Origin of the sequence: Methylophaga sp. UBA3603 (genome assembly GCF_002375335.1) — a bacterium.
GTDB lineage: Bacteria > Pseudomonadota > Gammaproteobacteria > Nitrosococcales > Methylophagaceae > Methylophaga.
Window position 1 is genome coordinate 377,051 of sequence record NZ_DFMC01000009.1, and the last position, 22,715, is coordinate 399,765.

16 protein-coding genes and 4 pseudogenes are annotated in these 22,715 nt (G+C 52.9%); 19 read left to right on the forward strand and 1 reads right to left on the reverse strand.

The window, feature by feature from the left end:
• The first annotated feature begins 25 nt into the window (after nt 1-25).
• The 10 genes and pseudogenes from B4F66_RS09105 (at nt 26) to B4F66_RS09145 (ending at nt 11,396) form a co-directional block, all read left to right on the forward strand.
• Nucleotides 26-304: an ArsR/SmtB family transcription factor gene (locus tag B4F66_RS09105; RefSeq protein ID WP_011788491.1), complete on the forward strand. Its 279-nt coding sequence runs from the start codon at nt 26-28 to the stop codon at nt 302-304.
• Between the two features lie 596 nt (nt 305-900).
• A complete protein-coding gene (locus tag B4F66_RS09110; protein ID WP_011788492.1) occupies nt 901-3,555 on the forward strand; it encodes a heavy metal translocating P-type ATPase in 2,655 nt (884 codons plus the stop codon).
• A 362-nt stretch (nt 3,556-3,917) separates the two neighbouring features.
• A complete protein-coding gene (locus B4F66_RS09115; protein WP_269464978.1) occupies nt 3,918-4,172 on the forward strand; it encodes a hypothetical protein in 255 nt (84 codons plus the stop codon).
• A gap of 2 nt (nt 4,173-4,174) precedes the next feature.
• On the forward strand, nt 4,175-5,227 hold the full coding sequence (locus B4F66_RS09120; protein ID WP_269464979.1) for an efflux RND transporter periplasmic adaptor subunit: 1,053 nt from the start codon (nt 4,175-4,177) through the stop codon (nt 5,225-5,227).
• Entirely contained in the window at nt 5,224-8,415 is a 3,192-nt protein-coding gene (locus B4F66_RS09125; RefSeq protein ID WP_011788494.1) for an efflux RND transporter permease subunit, read from the forward strand. Before B4F66_RS09120 ends, B4F66_RS09125 begins: the two co-directional genes overlap by 4 nt.
• Before the next feature lies 1 nt (nt 8,416).
• On the forward strand, nt 8,417-9,910 hold the full coding sequence (locus B4F66_RS09130; RefSeq protein WP_011788495.1) for an efflux transporter outer membrane subunit: 1,494 nt from the start codon (nt 8,417-8,419) through the stop codon (nt 9,908-9,910).
• Nucleotides 9,911-10,123: 213 nt separating this feature from the next.
• Nucleotides 10,124-10,216: pseudogene (locus B4F66_RS14385) on the forward strand (hypothetical protein); the annotation flags it as partial.
• Nucleotides 10,200-10,733 (forward strand): annotated as a pseudogene (locus B4F66_RS09135) (efflux RND transporter permease subunit). The pseudogenes B4F66_RS14385 and B4F66_RS09135, both read left to right, overlap by 17 nt.
• Nucleotides 10,724-11,107: pseudogene (locus tag B4F66_RS09140) on the forward strand (efflux RND transporter permease subunit). Before B4F66_RS09135 ends, B4F66_RS09140 begins: the two co-directional pseudogenes overlap by 10 nt.
• Before the next feature lie 97 nt (nt 11,108-11,204).
• Nucleotides 11,205-11,396 (forward strand): heavy-metal-associated domain-containing protein, encoded by a 192-nt coding sequence (locus B4F66_RS09145; RefSeq protein WP_015066565.1) that lies wholly within the window; start codon nt 11,205-11,207, stop codon nt 11,394-11,396.
• Nucleotides 11,397-11,474: 78 nt separating this feature from the next.
• Here the strand turns inward: B4F66_RS09145 and B4F66_RS09150 are convergent.
• Nucleotides 11,475-11,977, reverse strand: a pseudogene (locus tag B4F66_RS09150) (IS4 family transposase); the annotation flags it as partial.
• A 119-nt stretch (nt 11,978-12,096) separates the two neighbouring features.
• Between B4F66_RS09150 and B4F66_RS14390 the strand changes: the two are divergent.
• The 9 genes from B4F66_RS14390 (at nt 12,097) to traN (ending at nt 22,600) form a co-directional block, all read left to right on the forward strand.
• Nucleotides 12,097-12,369: a hypothetical protein gene (locus B4F66_RS14390; RefSeq protein WP_071979591.1), complete on the forward strand. Its 273-nt coding sequence runs from the start codon at nt 12,097-12,099 to the stop codon at nt 12,367-12,369.
• On the forward strand, nt 12,366-12,620 hold the full coding sequence (gene tnpB / locus B4F66_RS09155) for an IS66 family insertion sequence element accessory protein TnpB (RefSeq protein WP_011788498.1): 255 nt from the start codon (nt 12,366-12,368) through the stop codon (nt 12,618-12,620). The genes B4F66_RS14390 and tnpB overlap by 4 nt, the downstream gene beginning before the upstream one ends.
• 210 nt (nt 12,621-12,830) lie before the next feature.
• A complete protein-coding gene (locus B4F66_RS09160; protein ID WP_015066567.1) occupies nt 12,831-13,523 on the forward strand; it encodes a DsbC family protein in 693 nt (230 codons plus the stop codon).
• A complete protein-coding gene (gene traC / locus B4F66_RS09165) occupies nt 13,523-15,922 on the forward strand; it encodes a type IV secretion system protein TraC (protein WP_015066568.1) in 2,400 nt (799 codons plus the stop codon). Before B4F66_RS09160 ends, traC begins: the two co-directional genes overlap by 1 nt.
• On the forward strand, nt 15,915-16,262 hold the full coding sequence (locus B4F66_RS09170; RefSeq protein WP_015066569.1) for a hypothetical protein: 348 nt from the start codon (nt 15,915-15,917) through the stop codon (nt 16,260-16,262). The genes traC and B4F66_RS09170 overlap by 8 nt, the downstream gene beginning before the upstream one ends.
• 4 nt (nt 16,263-16,266) lie before the next feature.
• Nucleotides 16,267-16,758, forward strand: a complete 492-nt coding sequence (locus tag B4F66_RS09175; RefSeq protein ID WP_216613599.1) for a S26 family signal peptidase — start codon at nt 16,267-16,269, stop codon at nt 16,756-16,758.
• A gap of 7 nt (nt 16,759-16,765) precedes the next feature.
• Nucleotides 16,766-17,893 carry a TrbC family F-type conjugative pilus assembly protein gene (locus B4F66_RS09180; RefSeq protein WP_292737031.1) on the forward strand — a complete coding sequence of 376 codons (1,128 nt, stop codon included), beginning with the start codon at nt 16,766-16,768 and terminating at the stop codon, nt 17,891-17,893.
• Nucleotides 17,877-18,905, forward strand: a complete 1,029-nt coding sequence (locus tag B4F66_RS09185) for a TraU family protein (RefSeq protein ID WP_015066572.1) — start codon at nt 17,877-17,879, stop codon at nt 18,903-18,905. The genes B4F66_RS09180 and B4F66_RS09185 overlap by 17 nt, the downstream gene beginning before the upstream one ends.
• Nucleotides 18,906-18,907: 2 nt before the next feature.
• Complete coding sequence (traN, locus tag B4F66_RS09190; RefSeq protein ID WP_015066573.1) at nt 18,908-22,600, forward strand: conjugal transfer protein TraN; 3,693 nt, start codon at nt 18,908-18,910, stop codon at nt 22,598-22,600.
• Nucleotides 22,601-22,715 lie beyond the last annotated feature (115 nt).

Below are 22,715 nucleotides of genomic sequence, written 5' to 3' on the forward strand. Positions count from 1 at the left end.
CTGGCAGCTCAGGGACAAGAAATCCATGACTTCTCGAAAACACGCCAATGGCGACAATGCTCAGAATTGCGCCACCAATGCTCAGCGTTCGGCCCCAGAGCTCTTGGCGCTCTCTCATAGTGACGTCGCTGTTCTCGCTGAGACTTTTCTCCTGTTAGGAGATCAATCGCGCCTGAAGATCCTGCTACAGTGCATGCGCGGATCAGTCGCGGTGGGCGACATCGCAGAAACGCTCGATCTATCCCAATTCTTGGTCAGTCATCATCTGCGGCTCCTGCGTGGAGCTCGACTTGTGCGTGGATAACGTCAGGCGAAACATATCTTCTACGGCATCGCGGATGAGCACATCAGTCAAGTGTTTCAGGACATGGTCTGTCACTTCTCTGAGGAATGATTGCGAATTGCGTCGAACGCAAAGATGCCTACTTTTTGCTGGGCATTTTCGCGATTGCGCAAGAGAGGTGCCAGCCCGTCAGCAACTGTAATGCGCCATCCCAGTCCTGAGTAAGCGCGACTTCGCCCATGCGTGATGTTTGGGTGACGGTTGTATGAATCTGACCGCACTCAATCCCCTGGGCCTCATCAGCCGACGCCAGCTTTCACTCCCCCCCATCGTGAGCGTAGAAATTAACCATGCTAACTTCATGAATTAAATAATTGAACATATCTTCATATGTGTGCTAAAATTCAATCTGCATTTTGAAAATGTGTCGAAACTGTAAGCACGTGCGCCGCACGCCGCACGCCACAACCACAGACGATCGTAAACAGAAGGACAACAGCCTTCTTTTTTAATGATTAACACATGGATGTATGTTCATGTGTTTGTTATATTTAAGCAGTATGTGCGGCGTGCGGCGAACCTAACTTGCAAAGTGTTCAGAGAACTTGGAGGTAGATATGACAAGGGAAATAACGGAGTACCAGGACAAGGCTAGGGAGCAGCTGAGCTTCCGTGTGGAGGGCATGGATTGCGCGAGCTGCGTCGGCAAAATCGAGAAGGCCCTTTCCCGAATGGATGGGCTGACGGACGTGCAAGTCAATTTTTCTAGTGAAACGCTGACGTTGACTCGCAATCTGAAAAGCCGCTTCACTGCTCGCGATGTAGCTAAGAAAATCAAAACTTTGGGGTTCGGTGTGGAAGAACTGCCAGTGTCGTCGCTCTCGATTGCGGCCGTATCGCGCCAATCGGTCCATGCACATGACCACAGCGAAGATCACAAGGATGGTCACGCTTGCGGCGGTGATCATGGGCACGGCCACACGCAAAAGACAAACGGCGGGCATGAACACGGCTCCTGCAGTGGACATGATCACACCTCACACGCTCGCCGCGAGCCCCCTGGTAACCCACCCAACGTTTCGATGCACGTGGAAGGCATGGACTGCGCGAGCTGCGTTGGCAAGATTGAAACGGCTCTTGCTCGCATGGCGGGCGTATCAGATGCCCGCATCAACTTCACGGCAGAAACGCTTGAGCTGACGCTCGCGTCTGGAAGTCCTACACATATTGGCGACATCGAGAAGACCATCAAAAGCCTGGGTTTCGGCGTCTCCGACGTGCGCCGCCTTGATGGATCCTCGCCTGCCGCGCCTGCCCGCGTGCCCTCAGCTATCACTCAACGCTGGTGGCAGACGAAGAAGGGTAAGCATGTGCAGGGCCTAGCAGCTCTCATGGGCTCGGCCTATGCAGTTGCTCAATTTATCCCCGGCTATGCCGAATGGATCTTCGCCGCTGCCGTGATCGCTGGCGTACTCCCGTTCGCGCGCAAAGCCTTCGCGCTGGCCATATCTGGCTCCCCGTTCTCCATCGAAACACTGATGGTTGTCGCCTCGCTGGGCGCGCTCGTGATTGGCGAGGCCGAGGAGGCCGCTGCTGTGGTGTTCCTGTTCGCGGTCGGCGAGCTGCTTGAAAGTGTGGCCGCTGGCCGCGCCCGCGCCGGCATTAAAGCGCTGGCTTCTCTGGTGCCTAAAACTGCTGTCTTGCTCGACGCCAATGGTGGGCAGCGCGAAGTGCCCGCTGCCTCCCTGAGCGTGAACGACCGGGTTTTGGTGCGCCCGGGTGATCGAGTGCCCGCTGACGGCAAGATCTTCCGCGGCGAAAGCAGTCTCGATGAATCTCCGATCACAGGGGAGTCCGTGCCGCGTCAAAAGGCCGGTGGCGATGACGTATTTGCCGGCTCGATCAACGTCGACGGTGTGCTTGAAGTTCTGGTTGAGAAGGCTGCATCGGACAACACCATCTCGCGCATCATCCAGCTCGTCGAGCAAGCTCAATCCTCCAAGGCGCCGACGGCACGCTTCATCGAAAAGTTCAGCCGTTACTACACCCCGGCCGTGATGGCCATCGCGGCGCTGATCGTCGTGGTTCCCCCGCTTACCATGGGTGGTGATTGGGGCACTTGGCTGTACCGTGGTCTTGCTTTGCTGCTAATCGCGTGCCCGTGCGCCTTGGTTTTGTCAACGCCGGCGGCCATTGCCTCGGGACTGGCTGTTGCTACTCGCCGAGGTTTGCTGATTAAAGGTGGCAACGCCTTGGAAACCATTGGTCGCGTTCGCACAGTCGCCTTCGATAAGACTGGCACGCTGACAGAGGGCAAGCCGCGCATCACTGAAGTCGTGCCTTTCGGGCAATCCAAGCAGCAACAGGTACTGGCGCTCGCCGCCGCCGTCGAGTCTGGATCGAATCACCCGTTGGCGAAGGCAATCGTTGCCCACGCCAAGAGCCTCGATGTGGAGGTTCCACAAGCCACCGAAGCATTCGCTATCCCGGGCAAGGCAGTTCGCGCTACCGTGAACGGCAGCAAGCTAGCCGTGGGATCGCCCGTCCATGCAGGGCAGATGGCCACGCTGACCCTCGCGCACCAGCAGGAAATCGCCAAGCTGGAAGATGGTGGCAAGACGGTGGTGGTTCTGTTCGACGAAGCAAGCAAGAATGTCATGGGCCTGTTGGCCTTGCGTGACGAACCTCGCCGTGACGCCCGCGAAGGCGTGGCCCAGCTCAAGGCGATGGGTGTGCGCTCGGTCATGCTCACCGGTGACAATCGGAGAACTGCGCAGGCCATCGCCGGCAAGCTGGATATCGAGTGGGAGAGTGAGTTGCTTCCGCAAGACAAGTTGCGCCTGGTCAACGACTTGAAGCGCGACGCGAAGGTGGCGATGGTCGGCGACGGCATCAACGACGCGCCGGCCTTGGCGACCGCCGATGTAGGGATCGCCATGGGCGGCGGCACCGACGTGGCCCTAGAGACCGCAGACGCTGCTCTGCTCAAGAGCCGCGTCACGGACGTTGCGCACCTGGTGGCGCTGTCCCGCGCGACGATGGCCAACATCCACCAGAACGTAGTGTTCGCCATTGGCCTCAAGGGCCTGTTCCTAGTCACCAGTGTGCTGGGTATCACTGGCCTTTGGGTTGCTGTGCTGGCCGACACCGGTGCCACCGCTTTGGTCACGCTCAATGCGCTGCGCCTACTCCGCTTTAAGGGTGCCCAAGAGCCAGCCGATGGCCAGAACGGAGGTCATCAAAGCTCTGTGTCCGTACAGGATGCCCATTGAGGTATTGCAGAGGGCTTGAACTGCCGTTGTTGCGGCGCCAAGCCCTTCCATATCTTCATCTGTAAATCGATCTCCGAAAACATCGATGTTAGGCGATAAACGAATGCCTTTAGAACAACGAGTTTAAATAGATGGGATGATCGGACGTGGATAATGGGCTCAGATGCGTCCCTTTCGGCCGTAACTGCATCTCATGCGTTCACCGGGAGGCCGGAAGGTTCCAGAGCTTGTAGTCCAGTCCCATGCTCGTCATGGTCATCGAAAAAGGCTTGACCTTGACGTGGTTGTAAGGGCTAGCCTTTAGAAACATATGCGAACCGCTTCGGATGGACCGAAGCCCCGTAATAAAAAAGGTAACTTCCATGCATAAAAAAATCAGGATCATTTTGGTAGCTAGCGTCATCGCGGCCGTCGGGGGGATAGCGGTGGCTGCCCGAGATGGCAAGGATGAAAGTAAACCAGCAGCACCACCAGCTGGCGCACCGATGGCACCGCAGGTGCCTGTGGCTGAGGCCATCACGCGCACAATCACGCCGTCAACTGAGTTCACCGGCTTTTTGGCCGCACCGAAGGTGGTCGAGTTGCGCTCGCGTGTGGGGGGGCCGTCGACGCGGTGAGCGTGCCCGAGGGAAGTCTGGTACGCAAGGGGCAATTGTTGTTCCAGATTGACCCACGGCCTTTCCAAGTCGCGCTCGACACCGCCACGGCGCAGTTGCGGCAGGCTGAGGTGCTGTCCAGTCAGGCTCAGGCCGACTTTGATCGTGCCGAGCGGCTTGTTGCCACTGGCGCCCTGTCTCGGAAGACCTATGACGATGCAGTCTCCGCACGCAATGCGCGTCAGGCGCAGGTACAGGCGGCAAAGGCCACAGTCGCAGCGGCGCAGCTCGACCTGTCCTACGCGCGGGTATCGGCACCAATTGCCGGGCGCGTGGACCGAGTGCTGGTGACCGAGGGCAACCTGGTCAGCGGCGGCGGTGCAGGAGCAGCCACGCTACTTACCACGATCGTGTCCATCGATCCTGTGCACGTCTATTTCGACATCGATGAGGCAACCTACGTCAATGTGGTGAGCCGCTCGAGACCTGGTTCAGGGACTCATGCTTCGTTGCCCGTTCAAGTAGGCTTGAGCACTGACAGAAACTTTCCGTACAAGGGCGTGCTCGACTTCGTCGGCAATGCGATTGATAGAAGTACCGGCACGATCCGCGCTCGCGCGGTCGTCCCCAACCCTGATGGACGGCTGACGCCTGGGCTGTTTGCGAGGGCCAAGCTCTCCACCGCAAGCTCTCGGCAGGCCGTCCTCATCGACGACCAAGCGGTTGGCACCGATCAAGGCCGAAACTATGTTCTGGTCGTGGGTGAAAACAACCAAGCTCAGTATCGTCCGATTGAGCTGGGTCCCGTAGTCGACGGTCTGCGCGTTATAAACGGTGGCCTGCAGGGTGGCGAAAAAATCATAATCAAAGGCCTCGTACGACCTGGTATGACTGTCACGCCGCGCATGGTGCCCATGCAGGGGCCGGCAGCACCGGCCGCCGGCGCTCCCGACGCGACTAAGACTGCGGCTAGTGCCCCGGCAGTCCCTGCGGAGTCTGCCAAGGCCGCTGGGGCGGCTGGGGCCGATCAGGTCAAGGCTGACAGCGCAGCTGGCTCAGCGGAGGCTCGCAAATGAATTTCCCCCGTTTCTTCATCAACCGCCCTATCTTCGCAATCGTCCTTTCGGTGCTGATGCTGATCGCGGGCGCGATCAGCTACTTCCAGTTGCCACTGAGCGAGTACCCTCAGGTTACCCCCCCAACGGTACAGGTCACGGCGAGCTATCCCGGCGCCAATCCGCAAGTGATTGCCGACACCGTGGCATCGCCGCTAGAGCAAGCCATCAACGGCGTGGAAGGCATGATGTACATGCAGTCCCAGATGTCCACGGACGGAAAGATGGTGCTCACCATCTCTTTCGAGCAACACATCAACGCCGATATCGCGCAAATCCAGGTGCAGAACCGGGTGTCGCGTGCGCTACCCCGGTTGCCACCCGAGGTCCAACGCATCGGCGTTGTGACTGAGAAGACCGCGCCCGACATCCTGATGGTTGTGAACATGCTATCGCCAGGGGATCGTTACGACCCGCTGTATGTGTCCAACTACGCGATGCTCAACGTCCGTGACGAACTGGCACGCCTGCCGGGCATCGCCAACGTGTTGCTTGGTGGTGAGGGTGAGTACGCGATGCGGGTCTGGCTCGACCCCGAAAAGGTTGCGTCTCGTGGCATGACCGCTAGCGATGTGGTCGCCGCCATTCGGGAGCAGAACGTGCAGGTTGCGGCCGGCTCTATCGGTCAGCAGCCTAACGCCTCGTCTGCCTTTCAGGTCACCGTCAACGCACTCGGGCGTCTCACCACCGAAGAGCAATTCGGCGATATCGTCATCAAGGCTGGCACCCACGGCCAGGTTACACGCTTGCGCGACGTGGCACGTGTGGAGTTAGGTGCGGAGAACTACACCATGCGCGCCCAACTTGATGGCGGCAACACGGTTGGCATTCAGATCCTGATGACGCCTGGCTCCAATGCACTAGATGTGTCTAGCGCGGTACGCGCGACGATGGATCGTCTACAAGCAAGCTTTCCAGAGGGCATCGAGTACAAGATCGCCTACGATCCTACGGTCTTCGTGCGGGCCTCGCTTCAGTCTGTAGCGGTCACGCTGCTAGAGGCGATTCTGCTGGTGGTGATCGTGGTGGTGCTGTTCCTGCAATCCTGGAGAGCGTCGATCATCCCGCTGATCGCCGTGCCGGTCTCGCTGGTCGGCACCTTCGCCGTAATGCACATGTTCGGCTTCTCGTTGAACACACTGTCATTGTTCGGCCTCGTACTCTCAATCGGCATTGTTGTGGACGACGCCATCGTCGTGGTAGAAAACGTGGAGCGCCACATGGCACTTGGCGAGTCGCCCAAGGACGCAGCGCTCAAAGCCATGGACGAGGTTACTGGCCCGATCCTGGCCATCACCTCGGTGCTGGCGGCGGTCTTCATTCCCTCGGCGTTCCTGTCTGGGCTGCAAGGCGAGTTCTATCGCCAGTTCGCGCTGACCATCGCGTTCTCGACCATCCTATCGGCGATCAATTCGCTCACACTGTCGCCCGCGCTGGCCGCCATCCTGCTCAAGCCGCATCATGGCGCGGCCCAGCCCGATCGAGTCACGCGCCTCATCGACGGCCTGTTTGGTGGCTTCTTCCGCCGCTTCAACCGCTTCTTTGACAGCGCCTCGAATGCTTATGTCGGAGGCGTGCGCCGCGCAGTTCGCGGAAGTGCTGTGGTGCTGCTGCTCTATGTCGGTTTCCTGGGGTTGACGTGGCTGGGCTTTCATAAGGTACCTGCCGGCTTTGTGCCCGCACAGGACAAGTATTACCTCGTGGGCATCGCCCAGCTTCCGACTGGTGCCTCGCTGGACCGCACCGACGCGGTTGTCAAGGAAATGAGCAAGATCGCGCTTGCCGAGCCTGGCGTCGAAAGCGTGATGGCATTCCCCGGCTTCTCCTTCAACGGCCCAGTGAATCAGCCCAACACCGCGCTGGTGTTCGCCATGCTCAAGCCCTTCAACGAACGAAAGGACCCGTCGTTGTCGGCGTTCGCCATTCAAGGCAGGCTCATGGGCAAATTCAGTCAAATACCGGACGGCTTCGTCGGGATTTTTCCTCCGCCACCGGTGCCTGGCCTGGGTTCAATGGGCGGCTTCAAGTTGCAGATCGAAGACCGTGCGGGCCTGGGGCCAGACGCACTTGCACAGGCCCAAGGTCAGATCATGGGCAAAGCCATGCAAGCGCCTGAGCTGGCCAACATGTTGGCCAGCTTCCAGGCCAATGCTCCACAGTTGCAGGTGGACATCGACCGCGTAAAGGCCAAGTCGCAAGGTGTGTCGCTGACCGAAGTTTTTGACACGCTGCAGATCAATCTGGGCTCGCTTTATGTCAATGACTTCAATCGATTTGGCCGAACTTACCGAGTGATGACGCAGGCCGATGCGAAGTTCCGTATGCAGGCTGAAGACATTGGCATGCTGAAGGTGCGGAACGCTTCGGGGGACATGATCCCGTTGAGCGCGATCGCGACGATCTCACGTAGCTCCGGTCCCGATCGAGTGATGCACTACAACGGGTTCCCATCAGCTGACATCAGCGGCGGACCAGCACCGGGCTATTCGTCTGGCCAGGCTACTGCCGCGATCGAGAAGATCGTGAGCGAATCGCTGCCGGACGGCATGACCTACGAATGGACTGACTTGACGTTCCAAGAAAAGCGGGTTGGCAACACCTCCATCTACATTTTTGCGTTGGCAGTGCTGTTGGCATTCTTGTTCCTGGCAGCTCAGTACAACAGTTGGTCGCTTCCATTCGCTGTTCTGTTGATCGCGCCCATGGCGTTGCTTTCGGCGATCGCCGGTGTTTGGCTTACGGGCGGCGACAACAATATCTTCACGCAAATTGGCTTCGTGGTGCTCGTAGGCCTGGCAGCCAAGAATGCAATTCTGATCGTGGAGTTTGCCCGTGCCAAGGAGAGTGAAGGTGTCGATCCGTTGGCGGCCGTGCTTGAAGCGGCGCGGCTGCGGCTGCGCCCGATTCTGATGACGTCACTGGCTTTTATCGCTGGCGTGATACCGCTGGTGCTCGCGAGTGGAGCGGGTGCCGAGATGCGTCACGCAATGGGTATCGCTGTGTTCGCCGGCATGTTGGGCGTGACGGCATTCGGTCTGGTGCTCACGCCGGTGTTCTACGTCGTAGTGCGCAAGCTGGCGTTGCGTCGTGAAGCCAGTCAAGCCCGCGTCGGTATGAGCGACAAGCATAACGGCCAGGAGGAATTTTGAGATGAAGAAACCTTTCGCACTCACACAACCTGCCAAGAGCTTGGCACCGGTAGCTTTCGCGATAGCGTTAGCCGGTTGTTCCATGGCACCCAAGTACGATCGGCCGCCAGCGCCGATTGATATAGTATATCCTTCGGGCGCGGCCTATGCAGAACCGGCGAAAGCGACGCCAGAGGCCCCAGTCACGGACGCGGCCGATATCGGCTGGCGAGATTTCTTCCGCGACCCGCTGTTGCAACAATTGATCGGTATCGCGCTGGAGAGCAACCGCGACATGCGCAAAGCTGCGCTCAACGTTGAGGCGGCGCAGGCACTGTACCGCATTCAGCGCGCTGAGGTGCTCCCGAACTTGGGGGTATCCGGCAGAGGGGCCGCAGAACGACTGCCAGCCGATCTCAGCAACACCGGCGCTGCCGACGTCGTGCGTCGTTACGAGGTTGCTGGGGTGACCGCTGCCTGGGAACTGGACGTCTGGGGCCGTATCCGCAGCCTCAGCAACCAAGCGCTGGCTTCCTACTTGGCTATGGACGAGACTCGCATAGCGACGCAGATGAGTTTGATCTCTGAGGTTGCTAACGCCTATCTCACGTTGCGGGCTGACCAGGAGTTACTGCAGTTAACAGGCGAGACGCTCGGCACGCAAAAGCGTTCGCATGAACTTACTGCCCAACTGTTCGAGGCTGGCAATGCCACGCAACTTGACGTGCGCCGCTCGGAAATTGTACTGCGTACAGCCGAGGCCAACTTCGCGGACTACACACGTCAAACGGCCAAAGACCGAAACGCGCTAGTGCTACTGCTCGGCCAGCCGCTGACGCTTGAGCTGTCGCAGCAACTTGACAAAGCCATAGTGCTGCCGGATGGCATCGTGCCGACCGAACTGCCCAGTGGCCTACCTTCTGAGTTGCTCGTGCGCCGACCGGATGTGCGCGCGGCCGAGCAGGTACTTCTGGGTGCCAACGCCAGTATCGGAGCAGCGCGAGCCGCTTTCTTCCCCACCATCAGCTTGACGGGTTCGGCGGGGACGGCAAGCGCATCGCTTGATGGGCTCTTCGAATCGGGTTCGCGCGCCTGGAGCTTCTTGCCGCAGATTACGGTGCCTATTTTCCGGGGTGGCGCGTTGCGCGCCAATCTGGATGTGGCGCACGTAAAAAAGCGCATCGAGATCGCCAACTACGAGAAGTCCATTCAAGTTGCTTTTAGTGAAGTGGCTGATGGCCTTGCCGGCAAGCGAACACTTGATGAGCAGATTCGTTCAGAGCAATTCCTGGTTGCTGCTAGTCAGGGCATGTATGACCTGGCCGAGCAACGTTTCAGGGAAGGTGTGGACGATAACCTCACCTTGCTTGACGCGCAGCGTACGCTGTACAGCGCGCAGCAGACGTTGGTGCGTACGCGTCTGGCTCGGTTGAGCAACCTTATCGCGCTCTACAAGGCTCTGGGAGGCGGGTGGACAGAGAGCACACCAAGTGGTGTGGCGCAAGCGAGTCGATAGTTAGTTTTTCCCTACTGGCACTGGTATTGGATATTCGTACCAAGAAATGACGCATGGTGGCAGTCGCCTCCATGCGTGTGTAGATGAGTATGAAAACCGGCGAGCTTGCAAAGCTAACGAGGACTCCCTGGGTTCTACGAGGCTCAGGGTCTTTTACCTGCTCCTGATCGTTATAGCAACAACTAAAGGCAATAAAGGCAGGAGCAAGTTGAGCGGTTGCAGCTTATACTAAGTTGCAAAGTATTAGGTATCAGTCTGGAGCAGATCCGGACTATCTCAGGGGGTAGCTTTGACCGACATTTTTGATGTATTACAGGTAAATTTGGGATCGCTTTACGTCAATGATTTTAATGGATTTGGCCGTACCTACCGTGTAATAACTCAAGCTGATGCCCCATTCCGTATGCAGGCAGACGATATTGGATTATTGAAAGTCAGGAATTCTGCTGGTGATATGATCCCTTTATAAGTATTGATCAATATCAAACTAACTTCAGATCCTGATCGCGTTATGAGATACAACGGCTATCCATCCGCTGATATTACGGGAGGTACTGCATCAGGATATTCTTTTGGTCAGGCTACAGATGCTATTGAGAAAATAGTTAAGGAAAATCTACCTGAAGGTATGGCGTACGAATGGACTGATCTGACCTATCAGGAAAAATTAGCGGGCAATTCCGCACTGTATATTTTCCCATTGGCGGTATTCTTTGCATTCTTGATTCTTGCCGCTCAGTACAACAGTTGGTCGCTTCCATTTGCTGTGCTGCTTATTGCACCAATGGCACTCCTTTCTGCAATTGGCGGTATATGGATCTAAACGGTGATAATAACATCTATACTCAAATTGGCTTCGTTGTTTTAGTCGGGCTGGCCGCAAAAAATGCCATTTTAATCGTTGATTTTGCAAGGACTCAGGAGAATTAGTGACGATCACCGCTTGGGGCCGTACTCGAGGCAGCGTACTTACGTTTGCGTCCTATTTTGATGACTTCTCTTGTATTTATTGCTGGTGTGATATCTCTTGTACTAGCTAGTGGTGCTGGAGCAGAAATGCGTCACGCCATGGGTATTGCAGTGTTTGCCGGTATGCTTGGTGTAACCTTCTTTGGATTACTACTTACGCCGGTGTTTTACGTTATAGTAAGAAATCTGTCATTAAGAAAAAACGCAGAAAGTATAGTCAATCTTTAGTGAAAAGATATCAGAGTGAAATGAGTTTAGACCTTGACCTTACAACAGTGGAAAGCCCTACAATCAGAAGTACTCAAACCAAACTGGAGGTATATAAATGCAATTTCATTTAGAAAATATGACATGTGGGGGCTGCGCCCGGACGGTAACTAAAGCAATTAAGGATATAGACCCAGAGGCTACAGTTTTAACTGATCCTCCGACTCGTAAGGTGACGGTAAAAACTTCATTATCAGTTGAAAAGGTCTCCTATGCTCTAATTGAAGCAGGCTTCCCTCCTCGGGATTAGTATTTTCCTTTTACGGTTGCCTCCTGAATGAGGCAACTTTAAATTTCGCATTCAGGGCATTCATTCATAGACTGGACCTTAAGAATTAAGCCCATGCAGTATCCCATCTAACGTGATGTTTTGTTTGTCTTTTGACTGTTGGGCTTTTTGGGCGTTCTTCGTTATATAACGGGTCGCCCAATCTATCCTCTCCGCTATTTCTGACCATGCGTGCTGGCTGATGCTTTCAAGATCGGCAACAGCCAAATTTCCACATTTTTGGCGGCCTTGAATAGCTAGACTGATGGCATGATTTGAAGAAAGACGCTTCGCCGAATGATCAGAGCGAGCAGGCTTGACCATACCAAACCATCTACAATCGCTTTCTGTGCCGCCATAAATTTCTGCAAGTTTGTATGGGATTTCAACTCTTTGAATCGCAACTTCACCTGCCAGCGACAACGATAGATTGCCATAACATCATCCGCTTAGTAGGTTTCCCGCGGGAGGTTGATAAGCCAGATGCAAAATCGTATTTCTCCGGCAAAACAGAGCCTTATTACTCTGAATATCTGCTTTCCTCGACGAACTTGCAAATCGAGCGTAAGCGCCTCATAAACCGCGCATTCTAATCACCTAACACGCAGAATAAGATCAAGTCTCCAACCATAAGGAGATTTAAAATGGCAAACGATGCACCAACCAATAATGGCAAACGCTAATCAAGCAATCTGAATCGAGTTCATTATCAACACTCACATTTTGTAAGCTCAATCAACTCAATCCCTCAACGTTCTCTGCCAAGCGCCAGCAACTCAACAACACTGGCGCATCTCAAGGTTTTGTTAGAGCAGAAGTCGTTGAAAAGATAACTCAGTATCAGGCCCAAGTGGCAACCGCCAACATGACACTCTTCGTCAATGATATCGAACTGCGCAATCCCCAATGCACGCCAGTAAGTAACCTGGCTGAACTCATCGGTGCGCTATCATGAAAGGCATGCTGAGCTCACTAGAGATTTATCTGTATCGTGAAAGTGTCGATTTTAGAAAGTCCATCAACGGCCTTGCCGCGATTATCGAAAGTGACACCGATTTACCGTTAGTAAGTGGCGCATTATTCCTGTTCACCAAAAACAGCGCGATAAAATCAAAGTGTTGTGCTGGCGTGTGCCACGAACAAAAGGTTAATACCTTTTGGATCTGTATTTCTGATGAGAGAAGGCCTCTCGAAATCTACCTGTAGGGGGCGGTTTCAAAACCACCAAGTGCTTCTGTAAAGTGCGGTTTGGAGACTTATCTGATCGCTCATTCAACACTGAGTTCACCTTCGCAGGTGATCTACACTTCGGAGCAGCTATTTAGTAAGGTATTCAATTCTTCAATCTATCTAACCGAGTCCACATAGGACAACTGCATAGACTGGAGCCTCGATTTACATTAACGAGGACTCCTCATGCGAAAACTATCTCCATTTATTCTGGCGCTTGCGCTGTCTCCTTTTGTTCAAGCTGAACCTGTGTCTGAAGTGTCGCCCGTTGGCAAAATTGACGGCATGGTTTCTTTACCTGTCACGGGTATGAAAGCGGTCGAAAGCAATAACCGTATTATTTTTATGTCAGACAGTGGCCGGTTCGTCATTGATGGCACGCTCTATGATGCCTGGTCCAAAAAGCCGCTTACCAGCCTTGAAGAAATTCGAGAAGCGGGAAACACGCTGGACTTAAGTCGCCTTGGCTTAAAAATGGCTGATTTGAACCCACTGACTTTAGGCGAAGGCAAAAAGAAAGTGGTGGTCTTTGTTGACCCTCGGTGCCCACATTGCCATGAGCTTTTGAAACAAGCCCTGCCGTTAACCAAAGAATACACCTTCCAAATTCTCCCTGTGCCAGTGCTTGGTCCAGATTCAGAGCGTCAGGTTCGCCAGCTTGGCTGTGCGCGTGACAAGAAAGCGGCCACCGATGCATTGCTGAATGGCCGGATTGGTAACCTAGAACAGGATGATGCCTGCAACTTAGAACCAATGCAGCGTACCTTGGTGACGGCTCAAATTCTGGGCATTCAAGGTGTGCCTTTCATTGTCGCCAATGATGGTCGCATCAGCCGAGGTCGTCCTTATGACCTTTCTGCTTGGTTGGAGGGGCGTTAATGAAAGCCTCTTTGTATTCAGGACAACGCGCTTCAGAGCTATTGCCAGTATTGGCCTATTCAGACGATGAGCAACTGTTTTTCATGGAAGACCAAAGTGTTGGCTTTGGTTTTCTATGTGACCCATTGCCGGGTGGTGATGAGTCTGTTGCAGACAGGGTTAATGTTCTACTCAACAACGACTGGCCAAAAGACACTTTGCTGCAATTTGGCCTTTACGCCTCGCCTGATATTCAAACCGACCTTCAGCGCATGATGGGCTTACGGCATCGTCAATCTGATCCATTGCTTAGGGCGTCGATACGCAAACGTGCGGATTTCCTCGATGGGGGCACGGTTCAATCGATAGAAGAATCGACCCAGACTCAGGTACGCAACTTTCAACTGATCGTCACCTGCAAATTGCCTTTGGAAAGTCCTATTCCGACGGAGCGTGAGTTGAGTCGAGCATCCGCGCTTCGGGCTTCTTTCTCGCAAGCGCTGGCAACGGTTGGTTTTCGCGTCACTGAGATGACTGACCGAAACTGGCTCGCGGCAATAAGTGCTCAGCTTAACTGGGGAAAAGATGCTTCCTGGCGTAATCCATCACCAATCCGCAGTGAGGCAGATAAACCACTTCGGGAGCAAGTGTTGGATTATGACCGAGCTATCAAGGTGGATAGCCAAGGTCTGATGCTGGGCGATTACCGAGTTAAAACCTTATCGTTTAAACGCTTGCCTGAGCGGATCTGGTTTGGTCATGCCGCAAGTTTTGCGGGCGATATGATGACGGGCAGTCGCGGTTTACGCGGCAGCTTTTTGCTAAATGTCACCATTCACTTTCCCTCAGCTGAGGCGATGCGATCTCGTTTAGAGACGAAGCGTCAGTGGGCGGTCAATCAGGCCTATGGCCCGATGCTCAAGTTTGTGCCGGTGCTTGCAGCCAAGAAAAAGAGATTTGATGTTCTTTTTGAAGCTTTGCAAGAAGGTGATCGTCCTATTCGGGCAAATATGACTTTGACGCTGTTTTCCCCAACGGAAGAAGCGTCCATCAGTTCTGTTTCAAATGCTCGAACCTATTTCAAAGAACTCGGATTTGAGCTGATGGAAGACAAGTACTTCTGTTTGCCCATTTTTCTGAATGCCCTGCCATTTGGTGCCGACCGCCAGGCGATGAACGACTTGTTTCGATTCAAGACCATGGCGACACGGCATGTGATCCCTCTGTTGCCTTTGTTTGCGGATTGGAAAGGCACTGGCACGCCGGTGATTAACTTTGTTTCCCGTAATGGCCAGATCATGAGTGTGTCCCTTTATGACTCGGGCAGTAATTACAATTGTTGCATCGCGGCGCAATCGGGATCGGGTAAGTCATTCCTGGTGAACGAAATCATCTCCTCCTACCTATCAGAAGGCGGGCAATGCTGGGTGATTGATGTTGGCCGCTCTTATGAAAAGCTGTGTGAAGTCTATGACGGTGAGTTCTTACAGTTCGGGCGAGACAGTGGCATTTGCTTAAATCCGTTTGAAATCGTTGAGGACTATGACGAAGAAGCGGATGTGTTGGTTGGGTTATTGGCCGCAATGGCCGCACCTACGCAGTCATTAACCGATTTTCAGATGGCAAACCTAAAGCGTCAGACCCGTGAACTGTGGGAGAAAAAAGGTCGTGCCATGTTGGTTGATGATGTGGCAGAGGCTTTAAAAAATCATGAAGACCGACGTGTGCAAGACGTGGGTGAGCAGCTCTATCCGTTTACGACACAGGGCGAATATGGCCGATTCTTTAATGGCCACAACAATATTCGCTTCAAAAACCGTTTCACCGTTCTGGAGTTAGAAGAGCTTAAGGGGCGTAAGCATCTACAACAAGTAGTGTTGCTTCAGCTTATCTACCAAATCCAACAAGAGATGTACTTAGGTGAGCGGGATCGTCGCAAGATTGTGTTCATTGATGAAGCTTGGGATCTGCTGACTCAAGGTGATGTCGGTAAGTTCATTGAGACGGGTTACCGTCGATTTCGAAAATATGGCGGCAGTGCTGTAACGGTAACGCAGTCGGTCAACGATTTGTATGACAGCCCAACAGGTAAAGCCATCGCTGAAAACTCGGCCAATATGTACCTGCTTGGCCAAAAAGCTGAAACCATCAACGCGCTCAAAAAAGAAGGCCGCTTGCCACTAGGTGAAGGCGGCTATGAATACCTGAAAACGGTTCATACCGTCACGGGTGTCTATTCCGAGATTTTCTTTATTACCGAAATGGGCACCGGGATTGGCCGCCTCATTGTCGATCCGTTTCACAAGCTGTTGTACTCGTCCCGTGCAGAAGATGTAAACGCGATTAAACAGTTAACGCGCAAAGGCCTTTCTGTTGCTGATGCCATCTCTCAGTTGTTGAAGGAGCGAGGCTATGAATAAGACCACGCTTTGGCCATTTATGGCCTCTATTACTTTGTCTATTGCAGGCAGCGGTTTAATGACCAGCTGGCTCTTAATGAAAACACTCGAACCCATCCACAGCCAGTTGGCGTTAAGTACGCCCATTGCAGTCGTAGATTTTGGGGAGGCGGTGTTGTCACTGGGCCCCAATGCCAGCGAACAAGACATCGAATCCAGGTTGCTTCAGACCAATCAGCAAATTGAAAAGTTAAAAACAGCCGGTTTTATCGTGCTGGATGCCCAAGCGGTGGTGGGTGCTGATGATTCCGTATTTGTGCCAGTAGGCTCAAAGGAGGTGTCTCATGCAGATACTCCGTAAAAGAATGCCTTGGCGGCCATACCTCATCCGGTTGACTGTTCTTGCGTTAATCATGGCCTTGGTAGGCACCTACGCCATGATGCGCTACCGAATAGGTATTGATACCCAGCAAGAGCGCTGCCTGCCTGATACCACGGTGTATCTGATTGACCTATGGAATAAAGAGCCCGTTAAGGATGGTTTGTATGCCTTCCACTCAAAAGGACTTGCTCCGTTATATAACGACGGTACTCGGATGCTGAAACGCCTAACAGGGATGCCAGGGGATGAAGTCAAGGTGACGCCTGAGCATGTACTGGTGAATGGTGCTGAAGTCTCTACCGGCATGGCATTAGCCCAGCGTCTTGGTGTGGCTGAAACAGAATTTAGCCGCTCATTGACGCTGCAAGAAAACGAGTATTGGTTTTCCGGTGAGGCCGCAACGAGTTTCGACTCCCGCTATTGGAACGCCGTTAAGCGCGAGCAGATTGTCGGTCGCGCTTGGCCGCTTTGGTAGGAGGTAGATGATGCAAAGACTATGTCTCTTATTTTTGTTGGTTGCGCCATTGGCTTGGGTTCAAGTGTCCTGGGCACAAGAGCCTTTTCCGTTGTCTGACGAAGACAAAAAGATCGTCGAAATGAGCCGCAGCATTTTACAAAGTGCTGTGGATGGTTCATCTGAATTTATTGAGCCTTTTGCACCGATTGAACAACCTGCGTCGCTCAAACACAACGATGAATGGTTGATTTTTGCGTCGTCTTCACTGGGAGATTCGTCACTGAAGCAGCTATTTAAAGAGGCCAGTGCTACCGGCGCTATTGTGTTGTTTCGGGGAATTCCTGAAGGAAAGACCTTGGGGGCGGCTATCCGTGATTGGCATACGCTGATGACGGGGCTTGATCCTGTTCCTCAGGTTCGAATCGATCCGAAAGCCTTTGTGCACTGGCGGGTGACTAGCGTGCCTGCCATTTTCCGCATAGAAGATGACAAGGTGACTGCAAGTGCACTAGGGGTTTACAGCAACGACTGGTTGCAGCGTCAAATTGAAACAGGCAATACCGGTTCATTGGGTCAACGCGGTCCTATTCATTCCATTTTAGAACCGGATTTGATGCAAGTGGCGATGCAGCGTTTACAGTCGATTGACCTGGGCGCATTAAAGAAAAAAGCCATTGAGCGTTTCTGGTCTCGCCAAACTTTCACTGACTTACCCAAAGCCACGCAGTATCGGATAAGAATGGTTGATCCAACCATCGTCATGAAGCGGCCACTATTGGATGCCAATGACCGAACATTGATCCCAGCAGGAACGCGTATTAACCCGCTAAAAGCCTTGCCGTTTACTCAGCAGCTTGTGGTGTTTAATGCGTCGAACGCTGAAGAAGTGGACGCAGTTGCGCATTGGCTTGAGACGCAAGATAGGACACTGCGCCGCATTACGCTTATCACCACGCAGCTCGACCGTACTCAAGGTTGGAATAGCCTCAATGCGCTCGAAAAGACATTGGACAGTCCGGTTTACCTTCTCAATGCCTCGCTAAAGCAGCGCTTTGATCTGCAAGTCACCCCATCGTTTGTTCAAGCAAAGGGGCTCGCGTTTGAAATAGAAGAAATTCCAGCAAAGGAGCTTGTTCATGAAAAAGCTCAATAATACGTATCGTCTGTTGCGGACTCTCGTTGTCATGTTTGTCCTGGGCGCATCTATTTCTGCTAAAGCCGAACTGACCTGCCCAGACGCGGGTTTATTGTCCGGTAAGTTGCTGACGGATGTTTGCTGGTCATGCATTTTTCCTATCCGGGTTGCAGGTCTTCCACTTGGCTCTGGCAGTGTCCCAAGCGGCGCATCAAACAAGTCGTTTTGCTTATGTGAAGACAACTTAGGTGTGCCAAGGCCAGGTATTGTTACCAGCATGTGGGAGCCAGCGCGTCTGATTGAACTGGTCAGAACGCCGGGTTGTTCGCCTTCACTGGGAGGGATTCGCTTACCGTTAGGTGATAGGCGATTGCAAGGTGGTCATGGTGAAGGTGAATACGATACCGGTGATCTTGCTTTCTATCATTACCATTATTACGCCTTTCCGCTTTTGGTCATGCTCGATTTGTTCATGGATGGCAATTGCAATGCCGATGGTTACATGGATTTTGACTTGATGTATTTGTCGGAATTGGACCCAACATGGCTGAACGATGAACTGGCCTTTTTTACTCAGCCTGAAGCTGCTGCTGTTGCTAATCCATTGGCTATCTCTGCTTGTACCGCTGACGCTGCTTCATCAACGCTTGGTAAACCCATCGATCAGTTGTTTTGGTGTGCTGGCAGTTGGGGCCATCTCTATCCGTTATCTGGCCACACCTTAGCCTTTGGTTCATTAGCAGAAAACACCAGCCATTTAGCGGCGCGTGCAATCGCGGCTCAACACAGGCGTGGTCTTGCAAGACGAACAATGGGGAGCAGTGCGCTATGCCGACCTGTTATCGAACCCATGCTGCCGAAATCCCAATACAAGATGAGTATGTTCTTCCCTGTACCGGAAACTGAAAGTGCGCATGTCATCGGTGAAAGCACCATGAAATGGGGAGAGTGGCGAACGATCCCCGGTGCCGGTGAAGATGCGCTCTACATTTTGTGGCGCTGGCAAGACTGCTGTAACTCGGGAGGTTAACCATGAAACCAACACTTTTTACCCGAGTTTTAGCGGGTATTTTATCAATCACTATGGCGTGCCTGCCCTTACATGGTGTGGCCGCTGATGTGCAGCGCCAATCCGGCTTAAGCGGACAACAAGAAGGTAAGCAATTGCTGCAAAACTGGACGATGCCCGCACTCAATGGCAATACATTGTCGGTGCCGAATGGCAGTGGTAATGAGTCCATTAACTTGCAAGAGCTTTTCCCTGGTATGGATCAGGGCTCATTGGATGTCTTAACGGGCGTTTATGGCTCTGATGCCAGCATGAATCAATTGGGGACACAGCGCCAAGAGAGCATGGCATCCGAAAGTGGCGCTACGGGTGAAGCATTTCGTTCGCTACAGGAAATCAAAGACAGGTCTCGGCCAGATATGGTCAATGATCCGCTTTGGGCATTAACTGATGCGGTTCAAACTGACCCAAATCTATTAACGCAAAGCTTCCCCGGCTGTGAGTCTCAAGGTGAAGGCAGCCCAAACTACCAGCAATGTGACAGGCTCAATACAGCGGTTAACAGCTGCACGATTACTCACGATTACACGGCAGGCATTATTGAGCATGTTTCAGGACCAATGAACCTTCGCTCTTGTGGTGAGGGATGTCTTGAAGTTTGGATTGGACGAATTGGCGACAACTACTGGAGTGGCCGTTGTAAAGTGTTTGAACAGGCCATCACACTCAAAGTCGTGAACCCCGATGCGATTACCTCAGCCGTTCTTGAATACGCCAAATGGGATGACTACATGCAAGTGTGGCTTGGTGATCAGAAAGTCTGGTCTGGGCCGAACAATAACTTTCCACCAGAAACGGCTGGCCGCTGCGAGCTCAGTACAAGTTGGGAGCGCAATCCTAATACTGACTTAACCTCTAAGCTAAAAGCGGTAGAGCCCGGTTTAGAAGTGCCAGTAAAAATTCGCGTATCGGTAACGGGTAGTGGTGAGGGGTATGCACGTATCAAGGTGCGCTTTGATCCAACCAAGGTGGTGATGAATGATAGTTGGTCGCCACAATCCTGTATCGAACAAGCAGCGGATATCCCGACTAAGTTTTCAGACTACAGCATTCAATGCACGGATCAGCCGTCTTCAACCAACGGATGTACGGTGGTCAATGGTGTTTCAGTTTGTGAATCCTACTTTGCTCCAAGCCCTGTGGCTGGCATATCGCCTTTGTGTCGGCGTGTACAAGTCAGTGTGGATGATGAAAGCTATAAGGGGATTGAAAATCAGGCCTGCCAAGTGCTTGAAGCGAATCCTTCCTGTGGATTCATGTCGTCAGAATGTGCCGAAACCAATGATAAAGGTGAATGCATTCGTTTTACCGATACCTATGACTGTGGATTGCAAACCAGCGATCCAAAGTGCGTGGTATCCAATCTTATGCCGAGTAGTTTTGAGGCATGTGAGCCTACTCAGACGATTACGCCATTTACTGAAACCAAGCATGTACCGGATTACCAGGTGTGCGAGAAGATCAGCACGCTTACTCAGTGTCAGTTAGAACGACGTGTATCCGCTGAAACCCATCAACAAAGCTGGTCCATTGAGCGCGGTTGCTTTAGCTCTGAAACGCTCAGCTTTGTTCCACAGCACAGCAGTACCATGCAAACTGGAAACGCGACGCTGAGAGTGTTTGATAATCAAAATACTGAGATAAAAATCACCGAGTCGCCGTCCAAGGCAAATGGCTGGAAAACGACACTCTCATTGACGGGCAACAAGGAGACGGTCACAGAGACGAAACCGTCCATTAAATACCCTGAAATGACCTGTCCAAAAGGAACCTTGGTTGGCTCATTGTGCAAGGTCGTTAATGGGTCGATTATTTCGTGGCATGAACCGCAGGAAGTCACGCGTTCCAGATGTGAGTCCGGCTGGAACAAAGTCGATTTCGATACTTGCAGCCGAGAAGTTCAGAAGTGTTTGGCTCCTGCGAAACTGAGTGCTTCCTTGACCTTCTCTGGCAAATACTTAGAGCAAGACGTTGTTCATCAATCAAGTGATCCGGGCATAGACCAATGCTTGATGCAAACGGATCAGTTCACTGCGGTGCAGTGGCAGTGTTTGGATACGGGCATAAAACGAATCGACGGGTTAACAGTTGGTAGTGGCGAGTTGGCCAATCTTGGAAGCCTTTATCCGACGGTTGTTTCGTCTCCTGCTCATTTAACCAGTCGTGGCAGCTCTGATGGACTGGGGCTCTCATGCTGGAGGGCAAAAGCGACCTACAATGCTTCGACTGCTCATCCAGAATTCAACATGGGCAGCTCAGATAGCTGGGTAGATGCCAATGGTAATACACAAACCATCGTCAATAACGGACAAAACACGACCACCAATACGTGTGCCGCGCTGGAGCAAAACCCGGCCTGCCAGTATGTCAGAACCGAATGCACTGAAGGCGGGGCTGGTCATGAAGGCTTCTGTTATATCCAAAGTTTGGTGTATGACTGTGGACAAAGCGTTGAAGTGCAAAATGCACGAATGGAAACTCAATACAACTGTGAGGGGCCAGTTCGCTGTATGGGCACAGATTGTTTAGAGCCAGAGTCAATCAAGCAGGCTAACTTTGCAGAGGCCGCCGCGATGCTTAATGCGGCGCAGTTTATGACCAATGATATGTCATGCACGGGAGCTGATGGCCAAGATAACGTCGAGTGTACGGTCTTTAAAGGTAATGCTGGCCAGTGCAAAAAAGCCGTTGGCGGTATAGTGGATTGCTGTGAAAAGCCAAGTGGCGTGTCGTTATCGGATTACATCACAATGATTGTGGCGGTCAACAAGCTTGATACGGCAGTCATGGCCATGAATCCGTCGTCGGCAATCTATGGTTCCTGGAATACGCTTAGGGAGCCAATCACGAGTACTTGGAGTGCGGTCAAAGAGCCCTTTGTGTCTGCTTGGGACTCTCTTATGGGGGCTGGGCCATCAACGGCTGCTGGCGCGGGAGCGGAGCAAGCTGCGACTGGCTTCATGCAGGTGTTGACCAACAAAACGGCTGAATGGGTAGGTACGACCTTTGGTTCGGGGGCGCAATCGGCACTGTTTAGTAACGTTGGTGGCGCAGTTGGAGCCGATGGTGTCGTTTCGGGTGGTAACTTTGCGCTGGGTGGCGCTGCGGGCGCGGTTCTGAGTACGGTTATGACGGCCTACATGATTTACTCAGTCACCATGATCCTCATTCAGCTTATCTGGAAATGTGAGCAGAGTGAGTTTGAGATGAACGCTAAGCGGGTATTGAAGAGTTGCCACTATGTGGGCTCTTACTGCAAGTCTAAGTTCTTAGGTGCCTGTGTTGAGAAACGGCAATCATATTGCTGCTTTACTTCGCCGCTTTCACGGATCATTCAAGAGCAAGTGCGTCCGCAATTGGGCCTTGGCTGGGGCAGTGCGAAATCTCCAAACTGTGAAGGATTGACCGCGAGTCAGTTAAACCAGGTGGATTGGAGCCAAGTCAATCTGGATGAATGGATAGGTATCTTATCGATAACAGGCAACCTACCCGAAGTACCGTCACTGGATCTGGAAAGACTCACAGGCTCAGGAAGTACGCTAAACGTTGATGGAAATCGTCAGAGTGCCGCAGACAGAGCCCTTGAACGGCTAAACGGAATGGATGCCCAGAAACTGCGTCAGGAGGCGACGGAGGAAATTTCGGGGAATAACTAGAAGAAAAAATCTTTGTCAGCTCCAGTATATTTTGGAGCTGACATCGCGCTAGATGTTGCATTATATTTAGTAAAGAGAACGTTTTTGAGGACGGTTTATGGCTTTGCAAGTTTTG

Excerpts from the sequence above, each read along its gene's own strand:
- B4F66_RS09105 (WP_011788491.1), top strand. The coding sequence starts at position 26 with ATGACTTCTCGAAAACACGCCAATGGCGACAATGCTCAGAATTGCGCC.
- B4F66_RS09110 (WP_011788492.1), top strand. The coding sequence starts at position 901 with ATGACAAGGGAAATAACGGAGTACCAGGACAAGGCTAGGGAGCAGCTG.
- B4F66_RS09115 (WP_269464978.1), top strand. The coding sequence starts at position 3,918 with ATGCATAAAAAAATCAGGATCATTTTGGTAGCTAGCGTCATCGCGGCC.
- B4F66_RS09125 (WP_011788494.1), top strand. The coding sequence starts at position 5,224 with ATGAATTTCCCCCGTTTCTTCATCAACCGCCCTATCTTCGCAATCGTC.
- B4F66_RS09130 (WP_011788495.1), top strand. The coding sequence starts at position 8,417 with ATGAAGAAACCTTTCGCACTCACACAACCTGCCAAGAGCTTGGCACCG.
- B4F66_RS09145 (WP_015066565.1), top strand. The coding sequence starts at position 11,205 with ATGCAATTTCATTTAGAAAATATGACATGTGGGGGCTGCGCCCGGACG.
- tnpB (WP_011788498.1), top strand. The coding sequence starts at position 12,366 with ATGAAAGGCATGCTGAGCTCACTAGAGATTTATCTGTATCGTGAAAGT.
- B4F66_RS09160 (WP_015066567.1), top strand. The coding sequence starts at position 12,831 with ATGCGAAAACTATCTCCATTTATTCTGGCGCTTGCGCTGTCTCCTTTT.
- traC (WP_015066568.1), top strand. The coding sequence starts at position 13,523 with ATGAAAGCCTCTTTGTATTCAGGACAACGCGCTTCAGAGCTATTGCCA.
- B4F66_RS09170 (WP_015066569.1), top strand. The coding sequence starts at position 15,915 with ATGAATAAGACCACGCTTTGGCCATTTATGGCCTCTATTACTTTGTCT.
- B4F66_RS09175 (WP_216613599.1), top strand. The coding sequence starts at position 16,267 with ATGCCTTGGCGGCCATACCTCATCCGGTTGACTGTTCTTGCGTTAATC.
- B4F66_RS09180 (WP_292737031.1), top strand. The coding sequence starts at position 16,766 with ATGATGCAAAGACTATGTCTCTTATTTTTGTTGGTTGCGCCATTGGCT.
- B4F66_RS09185 (WP_015066572.1), top strand. The coding sequence starts at position 17,877 with ATGAAAAAGCTCAATAATACGTATCGTCTGTTGCGGACTCTCGTTGTC.
- traN (WP_015066573.1), top strand. The coding sequence starts at position 18,908 with ATGAAACCAACACTTTTTACCCGAGTTTTAGCGGGTATTTTATCAATC.